The organism is Actinomadura rupiterrae, assembly GCF_024172125.1.
GTDB lineage: Bacteria > Actinomycetota > Actinomycetes > Streptosporangiales > Streptosporangiaceae > Spirillospora > Spirillospora rupiterrae.
On record NZ_JAMZEA010000014.1, the window covers coordinates 233,088 to 250,004 of the forward strand.

Annotated in this window: 15 protein-coding genes; 1 reads left to right on the forward strand and 14 read right to left on the reverse strand. The window is 71.5% G+C overall.

Going from position 1 to position 16,917, the window contains the following annotated elements; genetic code table 11:
• Nucleotides 1-15: 15 nt before the first annotated feature.
• The 7 genes from FHU30_RS39290 to FHU30_RS39320 form a co-directional block, all read right to left on the reverse strand.
• Nucleotides 16-978, reverse strand: coding sequence for a COG4705 family protein (locus FHU30_RS39290; RefSeq protein ID WP_253882773.1), 963 nt, complete (start codon nt 976-978; stop codon nt 16-18).
• 157 nt (nt 979-1,135) lie between these two features.
• Nucleotides 1,136-3,901, reverse strand: a complete 2,766-nt coding sequence (locus FHU30_RS39295; RefSeq protein WP_253882774.1) for a DEAD/DEAH box helicase — start codon at nt 3,899-3,901, stop codon at nt 1,136-1,138.
• 175 nt (nt 3,902-4,076) lie between these two features.
• Complete coding sequence (gene tatC / locus FHU30_RS39300) at nt 4,077-4,943, reverse strand: twin-arginine translocase subunit TatC (RefSeq protein WP_253882776.1); 867 nt, start codon at nt 4,941-4,943, stop codon at nt 4,077-4,079.
• 68 nt (nt 4,944-5,011) lie between these two features.
• Complete coding sequence (locus tag FHU30_RS39305) at nt 5,012-5,362, reverse strand: twin-arginine translocase TatA/TatE family subunit (protein ID WP_253882778.1); 351 nt, start codon at nt 5,360-5,362, stop codon at nt 5,012-5,014.
• Between the two features lie 25 nt (nt 5,363-5,387).
• Nucleotides 5,388-5,609, reverse strand: a complete 222-nt coding sequence (locus FHU30_RS39310; RefSeq protein WP_253882780.1) for a hypothetical protein — start codon at nt 5,607-5,609, stop codon at nt 5,388-5,390.
• A gap of 22 nt (nt 5,610-5,631) precedes the next feature.
• Entirely contained in the window at nt 5,632-6,645 is a 1,014-nt protein-coding gene (locus FHU30_RS39315; protein WP_253882781.1) for a helix-turn-helix transcriptional regulator, read from the reverse strand.
• Nucleotides 6,642-7,661, reverse strand: a complete 1,020-nt coding sequence (locus tag FHU30_RS39320; protein WP_253882783.1) for a helix-turn-helix transcriptional regulator — start codon at nt 7,659-7,661, stop codon at nt 6,642-6,644. The genes FHU30_RS39315 and FHU30_RS39320 overlap by 4 nt, the downstream gene beginning before the upstream one ends.
• A gap of 151 nt (nt 7,662-7,812) precedes the next feature.
• Between FHU30_RS39320 and FHU30_RS39325 the strand changes: the two genes are divergently transcribed.
• Complete coding sequence (locus tag FHU30_RS39325) at nt 7,813-8,895, forward strand: DUF3866 family protein (protein ID WP_253882785.1); 1,083 nt, start codon at nt 7,813-7,815, stop codon at nt 8,893-8,895.
• A 36-nt stretch (nt 8,896-8,931) separates the two neighbouring features.
• On the opposite strand, the gene FHU30_RS39330 is transcribed toward FHU30_RS39325, so the two are convergent.
• The 7 genes from FHU30_RS39330 to dop form a co-directional block, all read right to left on the reverse strand.
• Complete coding sequence (locus FHU30_RS39330) at nt 8,932-9,864, reverse strand: FKBP-type peptidyl-prolyl cis-trans isomerase (RefSeq protein ID WP_253882787.1); 933 nt, start codon at nt 9,862-9,864, stop codon at nt 8,932-8,934.
• 234 nt (nt 9,865-10,098) lie between these two features.
• Nucleotides 10,099-11,457 (reverse strand): Pup--protein ligase, encoded by a 1,359-nt coding sequence (gene pafA / locus FHU30_RS39335; RefSeq protein ID WP_026412979.1) that lies wholly within the window; start codon nt 11,455-11,457, stop codon nt 10,099-10,101.
• Nucleotides 11,458-11,684: 227 nt separating this feature from the next.
• On the reverse strand, nt 11,685-12,458 hold the full coding sequence (prcA, locus tag FHU30_RS39340) for a proteasome subunit alpha (protein WP_253882789.1): 774 nt from the start codon (nt 12,456-12,458) through the stop codon (nt 11,685-11,687).
• Nucleotides 12,459-12,479: 21 nt separating this feature from the next.
• A complete protein-coding gene (gene prcB / locus FHU30_RS39345; protein WP_253882791.1) occupies nt 12,480-13,328 on the reverse strand; it encodes a proteasome subunit beta in 849 nt (282 codons plus the stop codon).
• Between the two features lie 262 nt (nt 13,329-13,590).
• Nucleotides 13,591-14,754 carry an endonuclease domain-containing protein gene (locus FHU30_RS39350; protein WP_253882792.1) on the reverse strand — a complete coding sequence of 388 codons (1,164 nt, stop codon included), beginning with the start codon at nt 14,752-14,754 and terminating at the stop codon, nt 13,591-13,593.
• A 133-nt stretch (nt 14,755-14,887) separates the two neighbouring features.
• Nucleotides 14,888-15,097 carry a ubiquitin-like protein Pup gene (locus FHU30_RS39355; RefSeq protein ID WP_253882794.1) on the reverse strand — a complete coding sequence of 70 codons (210 nt, stop codon included), beginning with the start codon at nt 15,095-15,097 and terminating at the stop codon, nt 14,888-14,890.
• 271 nt (nt 15,098-15,368) lie between these two features.
• On the reverse strand, nt 15,369-16,886 hold the full coding sequence (dop, locus tag FHU30_RS39360) for a depupylase/deamidase Dop (RefSeq protein ID WP_253882795.1): 1,518 nt from the start codon (nt 16,884-16,886) through the stop codon (nt 15,369-15,371).
• Nucleotides 16,887-16,917: the final 31 nt, after the last annotated feature.

Here is a 16,917-nt window from a genome sequence, read left to right on the forward strand (position 1 = left end):
CGTAGGTTACTTTCCCTACACCGCGTCGGCATACACCGGGTCTCCGGCGGGTCGCGGGACGACGGCGCCGTTGGGGGCCTGCGGGCGTCCGGTGCGGCGGTCGACCGGGAACGGCAGCGGCGGCAGCGGGACGCGCCGCACGAGGCGCCCCTGGCAGGCGACCAGCACCAGCAGCACCGCCAGCAGAGCCGCCGAGCCCCACAGGCTCCCCCACCCCAGCCCGCCCTGCCCGACCGGCTTGATCAGCGCGTCGCCGCCGGCGGCGCCCAGCGGACGGGTGAGGACGAACGCGGCCCAGAACAGCAGGGTGGTGCTGATCCCGGTGAGGTAGTGCGCGGCGACCAGCGCCAGCAGCACCGCGGCGATGATCAGGAACGCGTTCCGGAAGCCGAGGCCGGTGTCGTCGGACAGCCAGTCGCCGCTGGCGGTGCCGAGCGTGTTCGACACCAGGATCGCCGCCCAGTACAGCATCTCGCCGGTGCGGCTGGAGATCGCCTCGACGTCGCGGCTCTGGCCCGTCCGCCACCAGGCCAGGAACACCAGCCCGAGCAGCGCCGACAGCAGCAGCGCGCCCCAGCCGTAGCCGATGCCGTCGGCGGCGGCGCCGTGGCCGGGGCCGCGGTCGAGGAGGTCCGACACCTCGGTGCCGACCATGCTGGTGCCGAGCACCACCGCCCAGAACAGCGCCGGACGAAACCGCGGGGCCCGCAGCTGCAGCGCCAGGACGACCAGGAAGTACCCGAGGAAGATCAGCCCGGTCGCGGCGTACCCGACGCCGAGGGTGATCCCGAACAGGTCCCCGGCGGTCTCCCCCAGCGTCACCGCGACGATCTTCAGCACCCAGAACAGCGCGGTGACCTGCGGGAGCTTGCACATCACCGCGAAAGCGCGCGGATCGGCCGGCAGCTGCGCCATCCGCGCGGGCAGCCCGCCGCCGGTTCTCCCGGCGGCCGGGACTGAAGGGATCTCGGCGGGCATCGCACTCCGATCGGGACGTCGTCACGGCGACCGCGCGCGAGCGGCCGACCACGTACAGCGATCGAAGCTAACAGAAGGAGACCGGCCGGGCAGAGATTTCCTCTACATGTCTGTAGAAGACGGCCGGTCTCCCGAGAGTCCCCAGCGACGGGGGGGGTCAGGTGACGGAGGTGTAGGCGACGACGCCGCGGCGCATCGCGTCCATCGCGCGCCGCGCGGTCTTGCGGATGTGGCTGTTGGGTTCGGCGGCGTCGGCGACCTGCCCGAGCAGGTCCAGGAGCTGCTTGACGGCGCGGACGAAGTCGCCGGCGGTCATGTCGCCGTCCAGCAGCACCTCGTCGAGCTCGTCGCCCTTGGCCCAGCGGTAGGCGGTCCAGGCGAACCCGAGGTCGGGTTCGCGCAGGAACGACACCTGGTTGTCCTTCTCCACCGCGTCCAGCTCGCCCCAGAGGCGGATCATGCCGGCGAGGGCGTCCTGCGCGGCGCCGCCGGGGACCCGCGGCGCGGACGCGTCGTCGGGCTGCCGCGACTCGTACACCAGCGCCGACACGCACGCGGCGAGCTCGGCGTGGTCGAGCTTCTCCCACAGGCCCTCGCGCAGCGACTCGGCAGTGAGCAGGTCCAGCTCGTTGTAGATGCGGCCGAGGCGGCGGCCCTCGTCGGTGACGTCCTCGCCGTCGAGGTAGCCGAGCTGCTGCAGCACGCCGCAGACCCGGTCGAAGGTCCGGGCGATCACCTGCGAGCGGCCCTCGACGCGGCGGCGCAGCAGCTCGGTGTCGCGCTCCAGCCGGAAGTACCGCTCGGCCCAGCGGGCGTGGTCCTCGCGCTGGTCGCAGCCGTGCACGGGGTGCGCGCGCAGCTCGGCGCGCAGCCGCGCGATCTCCGCGTCGTCCCCGGCGGGGGTGTCGCGGACGCGGCGCCGGTCGCGGGTGTCGTCGGAGACCTTGTTGCGCAGCGTGGACGCCAGGTCGCGGCGCATCTGCGGGTTGCGGGGGCTGAACGACTTCGGCACCCGGATCCGGTCGACGGGCTCGACCGGGCGGGGGAAGTCGTGGATCGACAGCCGCTGCACCGACGCGCCGGCGGTCAGCACCAGCGGCGCCGCGCCGTCCGAGCGGCGGCCGAGGCCGGGGTCGAGCACGACGGCCAGGCCCGAGCGGCGCCCGGACGGCACGAGGATCACGTCGCCGGGACGCAGGTGCTCCAGCGACCGGGCGGCCTCGGCGCGCCGCGACTGCGACCTTTCCCGCGCCAGCTCGGCCTCCCGGTCCGACAGGCGGCGGCGCAGCGCCGCGTACTCCATGAAGTCGCCGAGGTGGCAGGTGGCGGCCTCGGCGTACCCGGCGAGCGCCTCCTCGTTCTTGCGGACCTGCCGGGCCAGGCCGACCACGGCCCGGTCGGCCTGGAACTGCGCGAACGACTGCTCCAGCAGGTTGCGGGCGCGTTCGAACCCGACCGCGCCGACCAGGTTCACCGCCATGTTGTAGGACGGCCGGAAGCTGGAGTTCAGCGGGTAGGTGCGGGCGCCGGCGAGGCCCGCCAGCGACGCGGGCTCCACGCTCGGGCCCCAGATCACGACCGCGTGGCCCTCGACGTCGATGCCGCGGCGTCCGGCGCGTCCGGTGAGCTGGGTGTACTCGCCGGGGGTGAGGTCGACGTGCGCCTCGCCGTTCCACTTGTCGAGCTTCTCGATCACCACGGTGCGGGCGGGCATGTTGATGCCGAGCGCGAGCGTCTCGGTCGCGAACACCGCCTTGATCAGCCCGCGGGTGAACAGCTCCTCGACGATCTCCTTGAACGTCGGGAGCATCCCGGCGTGGTGGGCGGCGATGCCGCGCTCCAGCGCCGACAGGAAGTCGTGGTAGCCGAGGACGTGCAGGTCGGCGGGGTCCAGGTCGGCGGTGCGCAGCTCCACGTGCGCGCGGATCTCCTCCGACTCCTCCCGGGAGGTGAGGCGCAGCCCGGCGTGCAGGCACTGCAGGACGGCCGCGTCGCAGCCGTTGCGGGAGAAAATGAAGGTGATCGCGGGCAGCAGCCCGGCGCGCTCCAGCCGCTCGATCACGTCGGCGCGCAGCGGCGGCCGGTACCGCTGCGGGCGCGCCTGCCGGCGGCGCCCGGTGCGGCGGCCCTGGTTGACCTTGTTGCGGCGGACCTCCTCCACCGCCATCCGGGTCAGCTGCGGGTTCAGCCTCGCCTTGCGGCCCTCGCCCCTGCCCTGCTCGACGAACAGGTCGTACAGGCGGGTGCCGACCATCATGTGCTGGAACAGCGGGACGGGCCGCACCTCGTCGACGATCACGGCGGTGTCGCCGCGGACCTCCTGCAGCCACTCGCCGAACTCCTCGGCGTTGGACACCGTCGCCGACAGCGCCACGATCCGCACCGACTCCGGCACGTGGATGATCACTTCTTCCCAGACCGCGCCGCGGAACCGGTCGGCGAGGTAGTGCACCTCGTCCATCACCACGAACGCCAGCCCGGCGAGGGTCTGCGACCCCGCGTACAGCATGTTGCGGAGCACCTCGGTGGTCATCACCACGATCGGCGCGTCGCCGTTGACGCTGTTGTCGCCGGTCAGCAGCCCGACCTTCTCGGGGCCGTAGCGGCGGACCAGGTCGGCGTACTTCTGGTTCGACAGCGCCTTGATCGGGGTGGTGTAGAAGCACTTGCCGCCGCCGAGCAGCGCCAGGTGCACCGCGAACTCCCCGACGAGGGTCTTGCCGGAGCCGGTCGGCGCGGCGACCAGGACGCCGCTGCCGCCCTCCAGCGCCCGGCAGGCCTCGATCTGGAACCCGTCCAGCTCGAAGTCGTACAGGGTCTGGAAGTCCAGCAGCGCGGGCCCGTTCCCCGCGGTCCGGGCCCGGTAGGCGCGGTACCGTTCGGCCGGGGACGGCTCGGCCGACTGCGTGTCGGGGGTGCTCATGCCTCCGAGCCTACGGTTTCGCCCGCCCGGATACCCAATTCGGGGCCGCACGACTTTCCGGACGGACGATCTTCATCCGGACCGTCCGCACCGGATGCCCTCCATCCGCACGATCCCGGACACGCCGACGCCACGCGCCCCAGACGGTCTCCGCGGGACGGTCCGGGTGGGACGGTCAGCGGTTGCGGCCGCGGCTGCCGTCCTCCAGTTCCGCGTCGATGCGGTCCAGGTCCAGCGGGGCGGCCTCGTCGTCCGACAGGCCCGCGTACGGGTCGGGGGCGTTCGCGCGGCGCCGGTCGTTGAGGTAGGCGAGGATCTCCGACACCTCGAACAGCACGACCGTCGGGAGGGCCAGCGCCAGCATCGTGAAGGGGTCCTGGCTGGGGGTGGCGACCGCCGCGAACACGAAGATCCCGAAGATCATCATGCGCCGGAACCGGCGGATCGCGCTGTGCGGCAGCACCCCGGCCATGTTCAGGATCACCACGAACAGCGGCAGCTCGAACGCCAGCCCGAAGATCAGCAGCATCGCCTGCGCGTAGCCGAGGTAGGACTCCACCCCGACCAGCACCGTGGAGCTGCCCGGCGCGAGCCCGATCAGGATCTTCAGGCCCTTGTCCATCGTGACGTAGGCCAGGGCCGCGCCCGCCACGAACAGCGGCACCGCCGCGGCGATGAAGGTGTAGGTCCAGCGCTTCTCGCGCTTGTACAGCCCGGGCGCGACGAACGCCCACAGCTGGTACAGCCAGATCGGGGAGGAGATGACCGCGCCCGCCAGCAGCGCGACCTTCATGTGGATGAAGAACCCGTCGAAGATCCCGTGGACGACCAGGTCGCACTTGTTGTTGATGCAGTGCTTGGGGTCGATCCGGGTGAACGGCTCGGTGACGAACTTCCAGATCGGGTCGAAGAACAGCCAGCCGACGCCGGTGCCGACCGCCAGGCCGAGCATCGCCTTGATCAGGCGGTTGCGCAGCTCACGCAGGTGCTCCATGAGCGGCATCCGGCCCTCGGGGTCGACGGGCCGACTCTTCATCTTCATGGTGGGCATTCAGGGGTCGGGGAGCGGCGCTCGGCCGGTCCGTGCGGAAAGCCGGGGGACCGGGACGGTCAGCCGTTGGCGCGGTACTGGCCGCGGTCGACGGGGACGCCCTCGATCGGCTCACCCGACGGCAGCGCACCGGGGCGGCGCTCGCCCGCGGCCGCCTCGCGCTCCAGCCGGGCCGCCTCCTCGCGCAGCCGCGCCGCACGGTCGCGGGCGTCCTCGCTCGGCGCCGCCGCGGGCGCCGGGGCGGCCTGCTGCGGCTTGTCGTCGTCGTCCTCGACCAGGCCCTTGGTCTCGGCCTTCAGGATCCGCGCGGACTTGCCGAGGGACCGCGCCAGCTGCGGCAGCTTCGCCGAACCGAAGATCAGCACGACGACGAACAGCAGGATCAGGATTTCGGGCGTGCCCAGATTCATGACGGTCCTCTTCAGCAGGTGGTACTCACGTCGATCGTACGCCCTCGCCGGGGCCGGCAGGGGCGCGCGCGTCCTGCAGATCCCTGACCTCGGCGCGCAGCGCGGAGTGTTTCGGCTGGAGTCTCCGGCGCGTCCGTTCCAGTTCACGCGCCAGACGGCGCACGCCCAGCCACACCCGGAAGGAGCACCAGGCCAGCACGGCCAGCCCGGCGAACCCCAGGACCACCGCCGCCGCAAGCCACGTCATGCCCGCCACCGTAGCCGACGCCTCACGCGATGTCGTAACGGGCCAGCGCGCGCGCCGCGTCGTCGCGGACGGCCCCGGCCAGCGCCGCCGGCGCCACGACCCGCCCCTGGTCGCCCAGCCGCAGCGCCAGCGCCCGCACCCACCGGGTGTCGGGGGTGCGCAGCACCACCCGCAGCCGCCCCTCCCCCAGCTCGGTCACCGACTCGCACGGGTAGGAGTCGGCGACCCACCGCCCGCGCGGCGTCAGCTCCAGCGTGACGGCCTCGTCCTGCGGCGACGGCCGGAACAGGCCCGCGTCCACGTCGATCGGCTCCGCCTCGTCCGGAACGTCGGCGGGCACGTCCAGCACGGCCAGGTCGGTGATCCGGTCCAGCCGGAACAGCCGCACCGCCTCCGCGCGGCGGCACCAGCCCTCCAGGTAGGTGGTGCCCTCCACCACCAGGAGCCGCATCGGGTCCACGTCCCGCTCGGTGTTCTCGTCCCGCGTCGGCACGTAGTACGTCAGGTGGACGCGGCGCCGCCCGCCCACCGCCGCCCGCAGCCGCGCCAGGGTGTCGCCGCGGGTCTCCACGACCTCCACCGCGACCTTCCCCGCCGCCTGCGCCGCCGCGCCCGCCGCCGCCTCCAGCTTCGCGATCAGCCGCGACAGCGCGTCCCGGTCGTGCAGCTCCGGCAGGCCCGCCAGCATCCGCAGCGCCACCAGCAGCGCCGCCGCCTCGTCCGCCTTCAGCCGCAGCGGCCGCGCGATCGACTCGGCCTCCGTCACGGTGATCTCCCCGCCCTCGTAGGACAGGTCGATCGGGCAGTACGGGTCCGGCGCGCGCAGCTCCACGCACCACAGCATGTTCAGGTCGTCGATCAGCTGCTTCTCGGTCACCCCGAACGCCGCGGCCGCCTCGTCCAGCGCCACCGCGTCCCGGTTCACCACGTACGGCACCAGCGCCAGCAGCCGCGCCAGCCGACCCGTCGAGGTCGCCCCGGGCCGCCGCGCGTCCCGCGCCGCGTCCCGCGCCGGCTCGGCCGTCTCCATGCTCATCGCCCCTCCCCCGCCCCGCCCGAGCCCGCACCGGCGGAACCCGCGCCGGCGGTCTCGTTGGACGCCAGCACCGACTTCAGATGCCCGATCACCGCGTCCCGCAGGTCCGGCGGGTCCAGCACCACCACGTCCGCGGCGAACCGCGCCAGGTACGGCGCGAACCGGTCCAGATCGCGGAACGTCAGCACGCCCTCGTCCCAGCCGTCCCCGACCGGCCGCACGTCCCGCGCCCACCGCCGCGGACCCTGCGCCGCACCCGACCGCAGCCGCACCGTCGCCGGACGCGGCTCGGCCGACGGGTCGTCCTGCCCGAACGCGATCGCCCGCACGTCCGCGCCGTCCGGCACCACCACGCTGCCCGCCGGACCGTCCGGACGGACCGGACCCGAGATCCGCGACAGCCGGAACACCCGCGGCTCGCCCCGGTCCCGGTCGTGCCCGACCACATACCAGCGGCCCCGGCGGCTCACCACGCCCCACGGCTCCAGATGCCGCCGCGCGCCGTGCGTCCGCCCCACACCCTGGTACTCGAACGTCACCGGACGGCCGTCCCGCACCGCCTCCCACAGCGGCGCGAACGCCGGATCACCCGTGTCGACCCGCGGCTCCACCCCCACCGCCGTCGGCACATCGGTCTCCACCCCGGCCGCGCGCAGCTTCAGCAGCGCCCCCGAGGCCGCGTCGGCCATGCTCGCCCGCTGCCACACCCGCGCCGCCAGACCCAGCACCGCCGCCTCGTCCGGCGACAGGTGGATCTCCGGCAGCTCGTAGGCCTGCGGCGGGATCCGGTACCCGATCTCCTCACCGCCGCCCCCGGACGCGTCGCTGCCGACCTCCAGAGGAACGCCCAGCTCGCGCAGCTCCTCCTTGTCGCGCTCGAACATCCGCTTGAACGCCTCATCGCCGTCCGGATACCCCGGAACGGCCCGCCGGATCTGCTCGGCCGTCAGGTAGCGCCGCGTGGCCAGCAGGCAGACCACCAGGTTGAGCAGGCGCTCGGTCTTGCGCCGCGACACTTCGCCACCACCTCTTCCACGTCCGAAAACCCGCACCGCGCGGGGCGCGGACCCGCCGTCCGCCACACGCCGGCCACGCCGCCCCGGCAACCTCCGCCGCCGGAGCGCGCCGCCTCGTCGCCGTCCCCAGGAGGACGCTACCGTCTCCGGTGTGATCCGATGGCGCGAAGGCACAGTACGAGGCATCCGGCGCGAATGGCCCGGAGCGGTCGAATTGGACGTCACGATCGGGGACGACGGCGACCGCCGCGCCCTCGCCTACCCCGCGCTCGTGGGCAGGCCCGAACCGGGCGACACCGTCCTGCTCAACACTACGGCCTTGGCGCTCGGTCTGGGGACCGGAGGCTACGCGATGGTCGTCGCCGTCCCCGACCGCCTCCCGCCCGACCCCCCGCCCGGCCCCGGCCACCTCGTCAAGGCCCGCTACACCCCGCTCCAGGCCACCGTCCTCGGCGTGGACGAGCAGGACTCCCCGCACCACGCCCTGCTCGCCGACGCCGACTCCCTCACCGGCATGCCCGTGATCGTCGCCGACCTGCACTCCGCGCTGCCGCCGATCCTCGCCGGCCTGCTCGCCGACCGCCCCGACACCCGCGTCGTCTACGTCATGCCCGACGGCGGCGCCCTGCCCGCCTGGTTCTCCATGACCATCGCCCGGCTCCGCGACGCCGGCGCCCTCGCCGCCACCATCACCGTCGGCCAGGCCTTCGGCGGCGACCTGGAGGCCGTCACCGTCCACACCGGCCTGCTCGCCGCCCGCCTCGTCCTCGACGCCGACGCCGTCGTCCTCGCCCAGGGCCCCGGCAACCTCGGCACCGGCACCCGCTGGGGCTACTCCGGCGTCACCGCCGGCGAGGCCGTCAACGCCGCCGCCGTCCTGTCCGGACGCCCCGTCGCGTCCCTGCGCGTCAGCGAAGGCGACGCCCGCGAACGCCACCAGGGCGTCTCCCACCACAGCCTCACCGCCTACGGCCGCGTCGCCCTCGCCCGCGCCGACGTCCCCGTCCCCGAGCTCGGCGGCCCCTTCGGCGAGCGCGTCGCCGCCCAGGCCGCCGCCCTCGGCGACCGGCACACCCTCACCCCCGTCGGCGTCACCGGCCTCCACGACGTCCTCGCCGCCGCCGAGCAGGACTGGGGCGTCCGCATGTCCACCATGGGCCGCGGCCTGGACGAGGACCTCGCCTACTTCCTCACCGCCGCCGCCGCCGGCCGCCACACCGCAAGCCTCCTGTAGGCGCGCGCCGTCCCGGTCCGGGGCGGGGGTCGGGGGTCAGAACGCGCCGAGGATGTCCACGACGAACACCAGGCTGTCGTCGGCGCGGATCCCCGCCTGCGGCAGCCCGCCCAGCGGCTTGTACGCCAGCTCCGGCGGCACCACCAGCAGCAGCCGGCTGCCGACCTTCTGCCCGACGAGGGCCTGGTCCCAGCCCTTGATCACCTGACCGGTGCCGATCGTCGCGGCGTGCGGGTGCCTCGCGGTCCAGGACGAGTCGAACTCCTGCCCGTTCCGCCAGAACACGCCCTTGTACTGCAGCGCCAGCAGCTGCCCCTTGCGGACCTCCGGGCCCGACCCCTGCACCAGCGACCGCACCTGCAGGGTCTTCGGCGCCGGGCCCTTCGGCACCGTGATCGACGGCGCCTGCCCCGCGCCGCCCGCGCTCACCTGCGGCAGCGCCGGATCGGTCACCGGCTGCGCCTTCCCCTGCGCCACCGCCGACGGCCCGAACACGCCCCGCACGTCCAGCACGTAGACCAGGGTGTCGTCCGGGCCGATCTGCCGGCCCGCGTCCCCCGCGTCCCCGTAGCCCTGCTTCGGCGGGATCTTCGCCACCACCCGCGACCCCGGCCGCGCCCCCTCGAACGCCTTCGCCAGCCCCGGCACCACGTCCCACGTCGGGAACGCCTCCGGCTGGCCCGTCATGTAGCTCGACGCCAGCAGCTTGCTGCCGTCCTTGCTCCACCGGTAGCCCACGTAGTCCGCGACCACCAGATCGCCCTTGCGCGCCCCCTGCCCCTTGCCCTTGGCCAGGGTCTCGGTCGCGAACCCGTCCTTCGGCGACCCCTTCGGGATCTTCACCTCGGGACGCTGCCCCGCCGCCCCCTTCACCGACACCTGCACGCCGGAACCGCCGCACCCGGCGGCGAACAGCAGCGGAACGGCCAGCACGAACGCCGCGGACACGGCGGAGAAACGACGGCGCATACAGGGGGTCCTTCACGGGGACGACACGGCATCCTGACTGGCCGCTCACCCTACCGGCCGGTCACCCCGCTTCAAGAGCCGCCGCACCGCCCCGATCTCCCCAAATACCCGCAAAGCCGCCCCAACGCGGCACAGAAGCCGCCTTCCAGGACGACACGAAACAGCCCGCGAACCCGCCCTCAAAGCGGACCCACGGGCCGTCCCACGCCCGGCACCAAGCCGGACCCGCCGCGATCACATGCCGGCGATGAGCTTGTCCACGCGCTCGTCCACCGAACGGAACGGGTCCTTGCACAGCACCGTCCGCTGCGCCTGGTCGTTCAGCTTCAGATGCACCCAGTCGACCGTGAAATCACGCCGCTTCTCCTGCGCCCGCCGGATGAACTCCCCCCGAAGCCGCGCCCGCGTCGTCTGCGGCGGCACCGACTTCGCCTCGAAGATCTCCACATCCCGCGCCACCCGCGCCACCGACCCGCGCTTCTCCAGCAGGTAGTACAGCCCGCGCTCCCGGTGCACATCGTGGTACGCCAGATCCAGCTGCGCCACCCGCGGCGAGCTCAGCGGCAGATCGTACTTGCGCCGGTACCGCTCGATCAGCTTGTACTTCGTCACCCAGTCGATCTCCCGGCCGACCAGGTCCAGATCACCGGTCTCCACCGCCCGGAGCGTCCGCTCCCACAGATCCAGCACCCGCTTGGCGACCGGATCGCCGCCCCGCCGGTCCACGAAGTCCTTCGCCTTCCCGAAGTACTCCTTCTGGATCTCCAGCGAACTCGCCTCCCGGCCGTTCGCCAGCCGCACCTTCCGCCGGCCCGTCATGTCATGGCTGACCTCACGGATCGCCCGGATCGGGTTCTCCAGCGTCAGATCCCGCATCACCACGCCGGCCTCGACCATCCGCAGCACCAGGTCCGTCGCGCCGACCTTCAGCAGCATCGTCGACTCGGACATGTTCGAGTCACCGACGATCACATGCAGCCGGCGGAACCGCTCCGCGTCCGCATGCGGCTCGTCCCGCGTGTTGATGATCGGACGCGACCGCGTCGTCGCCGACGACACGCCCTCCCAAATGTGCTCGGCCCGCTGCGACACGCAGTACACCGCACCGCGCGGCGTCTGCAGCACCTTGCCCGCGCCGCAGATGATCTGCCGCGTCACCAGGTACGGGATCAGCACGTCCGCCAGCCGCCCGAACTCCCCGTGCCGCCCCACCAGGTAGTTCTCGTGGCAGCCGTAGGAGTTCCCCGCCGAGTCGGTGTTGTTCTTGAACAGGTAGATGTCGCCGGCGATCCCCTCCTCCCGCAGCCGCCGCTCGGCGTCCACGAGAAGCTCCTCAAGGATCCGCTCACCGGCCTTGTCATGCGTCACCAGGTCGACGACGCTGTCGCACTCCGGCGTGGCGTACTCGGGGTGACTGCCCACGTCCAGGTAGAGCCGCGCGCCGTTGCGGAGGAACACGTTGCTGGAGCGACCCCACGACACGACCCTGCGGAACAGGTAGCGGGCCACCTCATCGGGTGACAACCGCCGCTGACCGCGGAAGGTGCAGGTGACGCCGTACTCGTTCTCAAGCCCGAAGATGCGCCTGTCCACACCAGGAGCCTATGCGTCCGGACGCCGACTTGGCAGCCTCCTCCGCCTCCAGTTTCACCGGACGGGACGCGGCGCCTCCGGCCGCCGGTAGAGCCGGAGGCCGCAGCGGGGGCGGCACCACGGCGCGCACCTTTACATTGTAGATCATTAGACGCGGGACGGCGAGGCCCGCCGAAACGGACCCCGCCGCACACCCACCACGCCCCGGGCCAGGGCAGATCAACCGATCAGGACTCCGAACCGCCGTCCCCGGCACCCGACGCCTCAGCCGAGTCAGCCGCACCCGACGCATCGGCCGAGTCGGACGCACCCGCCGCCGGCTCCTCCGACAGCAACCCCGACACCCGCGCCTCCGGCAACCGCCGGAACAAACGCTGCGCCCGGTTCCGGTCCAGCACCGCCACCTCCAGCGAACGCGCCTCCAGACGCCGCTCGCTGTCCTGCGCCTCCAGACTCCGCACCGCCACCCGCAAGGCCTCCGCCAGCGGCAGACCCTCCCGGTACCGGTCCTTCAACGCCTGCGACACCGCCTCCGCCTGACCACCCATCGCCAGGAACCCGTGCTCGTCCGCCACCGAACCATCGAACGTCAACCGGTAGATCTGGTCCTGCTCCGCATCCTCACCGACCTCCGCCACCACGAGCTCCACCTCGTACGGCTTGTTGGTCTCCGTGAAGATCGTCCCCAGCGACTGCGCGTACACGTTCGCCAAACCCCGCGCCGTCACATCCCGGCGGTCGTACTGGTACCCGTTCACATCCGCGTACCGCACACCCCCCAGACGCAGGTTCTCGAACTCGTTGTACTTCCCCACCGCCGCGAACGCGATCCGGTCGTAGATCTCACTGATCTTGTGCAGCGCCCGCGACGGATTGTCCGCCACGAACAAGATCCCGTCCTCGTACTGAAGGACCACCACACTGCGACCCCGCGCGATGCCCTTACGCGCGTAGTCCGCCTTGTCCTTCATCTGCTGTTCGGGCGACACGTAGAACGGCATGGACACCGGCCTGCATCCCTTCTATCGCAGCGGGGCGGTCGGACCGCCCGGCGCCTCGTAACGCTCCTCGACGACGCTGCGCGCCATCGCGCCCACCTCGTCCTCGCCCAGCCTCCGGTACCCGTCCGCCGTCACCGACGCCACCACCGGGAAGATCCCCCGCGGCAGATCCGGACCACCCGTCGCCGAATCATCGTCCGCCGCGTCGTACAGCGCCTGCACGCACACCAGCGCCGCGTCCGCCGCCGACAGATCCGGACGCCACAGCTTCTTCAACGACCCCCGCGCGAACGGCGAACCCGAACCGATCGTGTAGAAGTCCCGCTCCTCGTACCGCCCGCCCGCCGGGTCATACGAGAAGATCCGCCCCCGGTCCTCCATCTCGTCATAACCCGCGAACAACGGCACCACCGCGAGACCCTGCATCGCCATGCCCAGGTTCCCGCGCACCATCGACGCCAGCCGGTTCGCCTTACCCTCGATCGAGAGCGTCCGCCCCTCACGCTTCTCGTAATGCTCCAGCTCCACCTGGAACAACCGGGTCAGCTCCAAGCCGATCCCCGCCGTCCCCGCGATCGCGATCGCCGAGAACTCGTCCGCCGGGAACACCTTCTCGATGTCCCGCTGCGCGATCACATGCCCCGCCGTCGCCCGCCGGTCCCCCGCCATCACCACACCACCGGGGAACGTCACCGCCACGATCGTCGTCCCGTGCGGGATCTCCCCCGCCCCCGCACCCGACTCGGGCAGCACCCGCCGCCCCGGCAGCGCGTCCGGCGAGTACCCGCCCAGGAACTCGGTGAACGACGAGGTGTCCGGACTCCCGAACAACCCGGGCAGACGCCCGCCATACGCATTCTGCGACGCCACGCGACTCCTTCCCTCCAGCACGGCACCGGCTCCAGCCCCGCGAAACGACCTCACCGGCGCGGACACTAAGACCCTACTGTTCACCCCACGCCCACCGCATACCGCGCACGCCGCCACCCGCTCCGCCCACGGCGAACCCGCCCGACACGCCGCACCCGACCGCGCCGCCACCAGGCCGACCGCAACGGCCGCATTCAGAACACTCGGCCCCAGCCGACCATGAGGCCGACTGAAGCCGAGAAGCCTCCCGAGCTCTACGAACTCAACCGGACCGGCCAACCAGCGCCGTCGCGAACGGATCGGCGAACGGACCGTCGAACACCCACTCCGCCTCCCACGCCGCGTCCCGCAACGCCTTCCGATGCCGAACGTCCTCGGACCGCACCCGCTCCCAGCCGTCCTCGGCGACCCGAGCCGGATCCACATCCGGGAGCGTGAACGACAACCGCGTCCCACCCCCGGCAGCCGGAACCTCCGTCACCAACGACCCACCGAGATACGCCGCCGCGCGCCACAGAGTGCCCGGGTCGTCCCCCAGAAGGCCCATCCCCGAGTTGCAGCCCACGCACAACGCACCCCGGACGGCCATCGAGTCATGGCAATGGTCGATGTGCTCAGGCTCCCGATCCATACAGATCGCACACAGCCCGTTCTGCATCGCCACCAGAGCATCAGCCTCGGCCTCAGTGATCCCGTACTTGAGGCGAAGCTTGTAGTGGCGGACCGAGCCCCTCTGGTCGGCCCGCTTCACTCCCCGCCACGTCTCCAGCCGTCTGCGTGACTGGCCGAGAATGCTGGTCTTGCCGGTCTCCAGCCACAGCCTCCGCGAGTGCGAACTGCGGCCCTCCAGGTACTCCGCTGCACCTTCCACCCGTCCGACCTCGTCCTCGAACTGACCGAGGCCGTTGTTGCACTTGAAGCAGAGCATGCCCCGCACCAGGCCGGTGTCGTGATCGTGATCGACGTGGACGCCGGCGGCGCTGAGGCAGATGACGCAGATCCCGCCCTGTCGCGCGAGGAGAGCATCGGCCTGTCGCTCGGTGATGCCGTACCGGAGCTTGAGCAGGTAATTGCGGCCACTGCCGTGGTTGAGCTCACGGTTCTCGCGCGTGACCTGGGAGTGGCAGGGCTTGCAGTAGCCCGAGAGCCCAGATCTCGACGAACGGTTGCGCCCGAAGTCCTGGACCGACTTGACCTCTTCGCAGCGGGGGCAGTACTTCATGCCTTCCGGGACGATCCGGCGCCGCTGGAACTCCTTCATCTGGCGCCCCTCGGCCGCCGCCTTCTTGCGGTGAGATACCGCGTTCCGCTGCGCGAAGCAGTCACGACAGTAGAGCGACAGTCCGTCCTTGGACGCCTTCCGCTTCCAGAACTCGGTGACGGGCTTCGCCTGGCCGCAGTCACGGCACACCTTGGTCTGGTTCACCACTCCCACCCACCCCGGGGACGAGCCCCGACATCGAAGCGCGGATCGTTGTCGTGTTCGACTCTACCGTTTCACACGTTCGACGACCCTAGTCACTTCGAACTATCCGATTCTCAAATCGGACATATATGGATTACTCCCCGCCTTTCTGGACAAACCCACGCACGAATTCCTCCGCATTTTCCTCGAGCACTTCATCAATTTCATCGAGAATTGCGTCGACATCGTCGGAAAGCTTTTCCTGCCTTTCCTGGACGTCGCTCTCGGGGGCCGCCTGGGTCTCCTCGACCTCTTCGGTGCGGTGGGTGGTCTGCTTCTGACCGCCCGTGTCCTTCGTGGCCATGTCCCGTACCTCCACTTCGCCGGTAGCCCCAACCCTATCCCCGATCACTGGCGGCGAGCGGGCACCGACACCCAGGTCAGGCCGGGCGGACGGCGCGGGGGGCCTGGTGGGGTTATCGCCCGTCCGGGAACCCCTGAAACGGGCATAGCAGTCACGAATCGGCGGCGCCCGCGGGCGTTCTGTGACCGCGCTCACAAGGTCCTGCGCAGCGCCTGACAGAGGGCGTGGAAAAGCCCTCCCGGGGGCTCCCGGGAGGGCTGTCAGGGCGTCGTCAGCGGTGGCCGGTGAGGGTGGCCACCAGGTCGGCGGCGGTGCGGCAGCGGTCGAGCAGGGAGCCGACGTGCTGCTTGGTGCCGCGCAGGGGCTCCAGGGTGGGGACGCGCTGGAGGGACTCGCGGCCTGGGACGTCGAAGATGACCGAGTCCCAGGAGGCGGCGGCGACGGAGTCGGCGTACTGGCGGAGGCAGCGGCCGCGGAAGTAGGCGCGGGTGTCCTCGGGGGGTTCCTCGACGGCGTGCTGGACCTGGTCCTCGGTGAGGAGGTGGTCGATGCGTCCGCGGGCGGCGAGGCGGTTGTAGAGGCCCTTGCCGGGGCGGATGTCGGTGTACTGGAGGTCGACGAGCTGGAGGCGGGGGTGGGACCAGTCGATGCCGTCGCGGTTGCGGTAGCCGTCGAGGAGTTCGAGTTTGGCGACCCAGTCGAGTTCGCGGGAGAGCTGCATGGGGTCGTCGCCGAGGCGGTGCAGGACCGATTCCCAGCGGTCGAGGACGTCCTTGGTCATGTCGTCGACGTCGGCGCCGAAGCGGTCCTCGACGTATTTGCGGGATTGCTCGAGGTATTCCATCTGGAGCTGGACGGCGGTCATCTTGCGGCCGTCGCGGAGGGTGAGGAGGTGTTTGCAGGTGGGGTCGTGGGAGACGGCGCGGAGGGCGGCGACGGGCATGTCGACGGAGAGGTCGACGGTGAGGAAGCCGTCTTCGATCATGGCGAGGACGAGGGCGGTGGTGCCGAGTTTGAGGTAGGTGGAGATCTCGCTCATGTTGGCGTCGCCGATGATGACGTGGAGGCGCCGGTATTTCTCGGGGTCGGCGTGGGGTTCGTCGCGGGTGTTGATGATGGGGCGTTTGAGGGTGGTCTCGAGGCCTACCTCGACTTCGAAGAAGTCGGCGCGCTGGCTGATCTGGAAGCCGTCGCCGCGGCCGTCGACGCCGATGCCGACGCGGCCGGCGCCGGTGACGACCTGGCGGGAGACGAAGAAGGGGGTGAGGTGCCGGACGATGTCGGCGAAGGGGGTCTCCCGCTTCATGAGGTAGTTCTCGTGGCAGCCGTAGGAGGCGCCTTTGTTGTCGGTGTTGTTCTTGTAGAGCTGGATGGGGTGGGTGCCGGGGATCATGGCGGCGCGCTGGGCGGCGTCGGCCATGACGCGTTCGCCGGCTTTGTCCCAGAGCACGGCGTCGAGGGGGTTGGTGGTCTCGGGTGCGGAGTACTCGGGGTGGGCGTGGTCGACGTAGAGGCGGGCGCCGTTGGTGAGGATGACGTTGGCGAGGCCGAGGTCCTCGTCGGTGAGCTGGGTGGGGTCGGCGACCTCGCGGGCGAGGTCGAAGCCGCGGGCGTCGCGGAGGGGGTTCTCCTCCTCGAAGTCCCAGCGTGCTCTTCTGGCTCGTGCCGCCGATGCCGCGAGGTAGGCGTTGACGACCTGGCTGGAGGTCACCATCGCGTTGGCCCCTGGTTGGCCGGGTACGGAGATGCCGTACTCGGTCTCGATGCCCATCACCCGCCGAACACTCATATCGTCGAGCCTATCGGGGCGGGCGGGGTGG

Bases quoted from the DNA above. Each gene is read 5' to 3' on its own strand.
- FHU30_RS39310 (WP_253882780.1), bottom strand. From the start codon at position 5,609: ATGACGTGGCTTGCGGCGGCGGTGGTCCTGGGGTTCGCCGGGCTGGCC.
- FHU30_RS39315 (WP_253882781.1), bottom strand. From the start codon at position 6,645: ATGAGCATGGAGACGGCCGAGCCGGCGCGGGACGCGGCGCGGGACGCG.
- FHU30_RS39295 (WP_253882774.1), bottom strand. From the start codon at position 3,901: ATGAGCACCCCCGACACGCAGTCGGCCGAGCCGTCCCCGGCCGAACGG.
- FHU30_RS39290 (WP_253882773.1), bottom strand. From the start codon at position 978: ATGCCCGCCGAGATCCCTTCAGTCCCGGCCGCCGGGAGAACCGGCGGC.
- dop (WP_253882795.1), bottom strand. From the start codon at position 16,886: ATGAGTGTTCGGCGGGTGATGGGCATCGAGACCGAGTACGGCATCTCC.
- FHU30_RS39305 (WP_253882778.1), bottom strand. From the start codon at position 5,362: ATGAATCTGGGCACGCCCGAAATCCTGATCCTGCTGTTCGTCGTCGTG.
- FHU30_RS39355 (WP_253882794.1), bottom strand. From the start codon at position 15,097: ATGGCCACGAAGGACACGGGCGGTCAGAAGCAGACCACCCACCGCACC.
- FHU30_RS39330 (WP_253882787.1), bottom strand. From the start codon at position 9,864: ATGCGCCGTCGTTTCTCCGCCGTGTCCGCGGCGTTCGTGCTGGCCGTT.
- prcA (WP_253882789.1), bottom strand. From the start codon at position 12,458: ATGCCGTTCTACGTGTCGCCCGAACAGCAGATGAAGGACAAGGCGGAC.
- tatC (WP_253882776.1), bottom strand. From the start codon at position 4,943: ATGAAGATGAAGAGTCGGCCCGTCGACCCCGAGGGCCGGATGCCGCTC.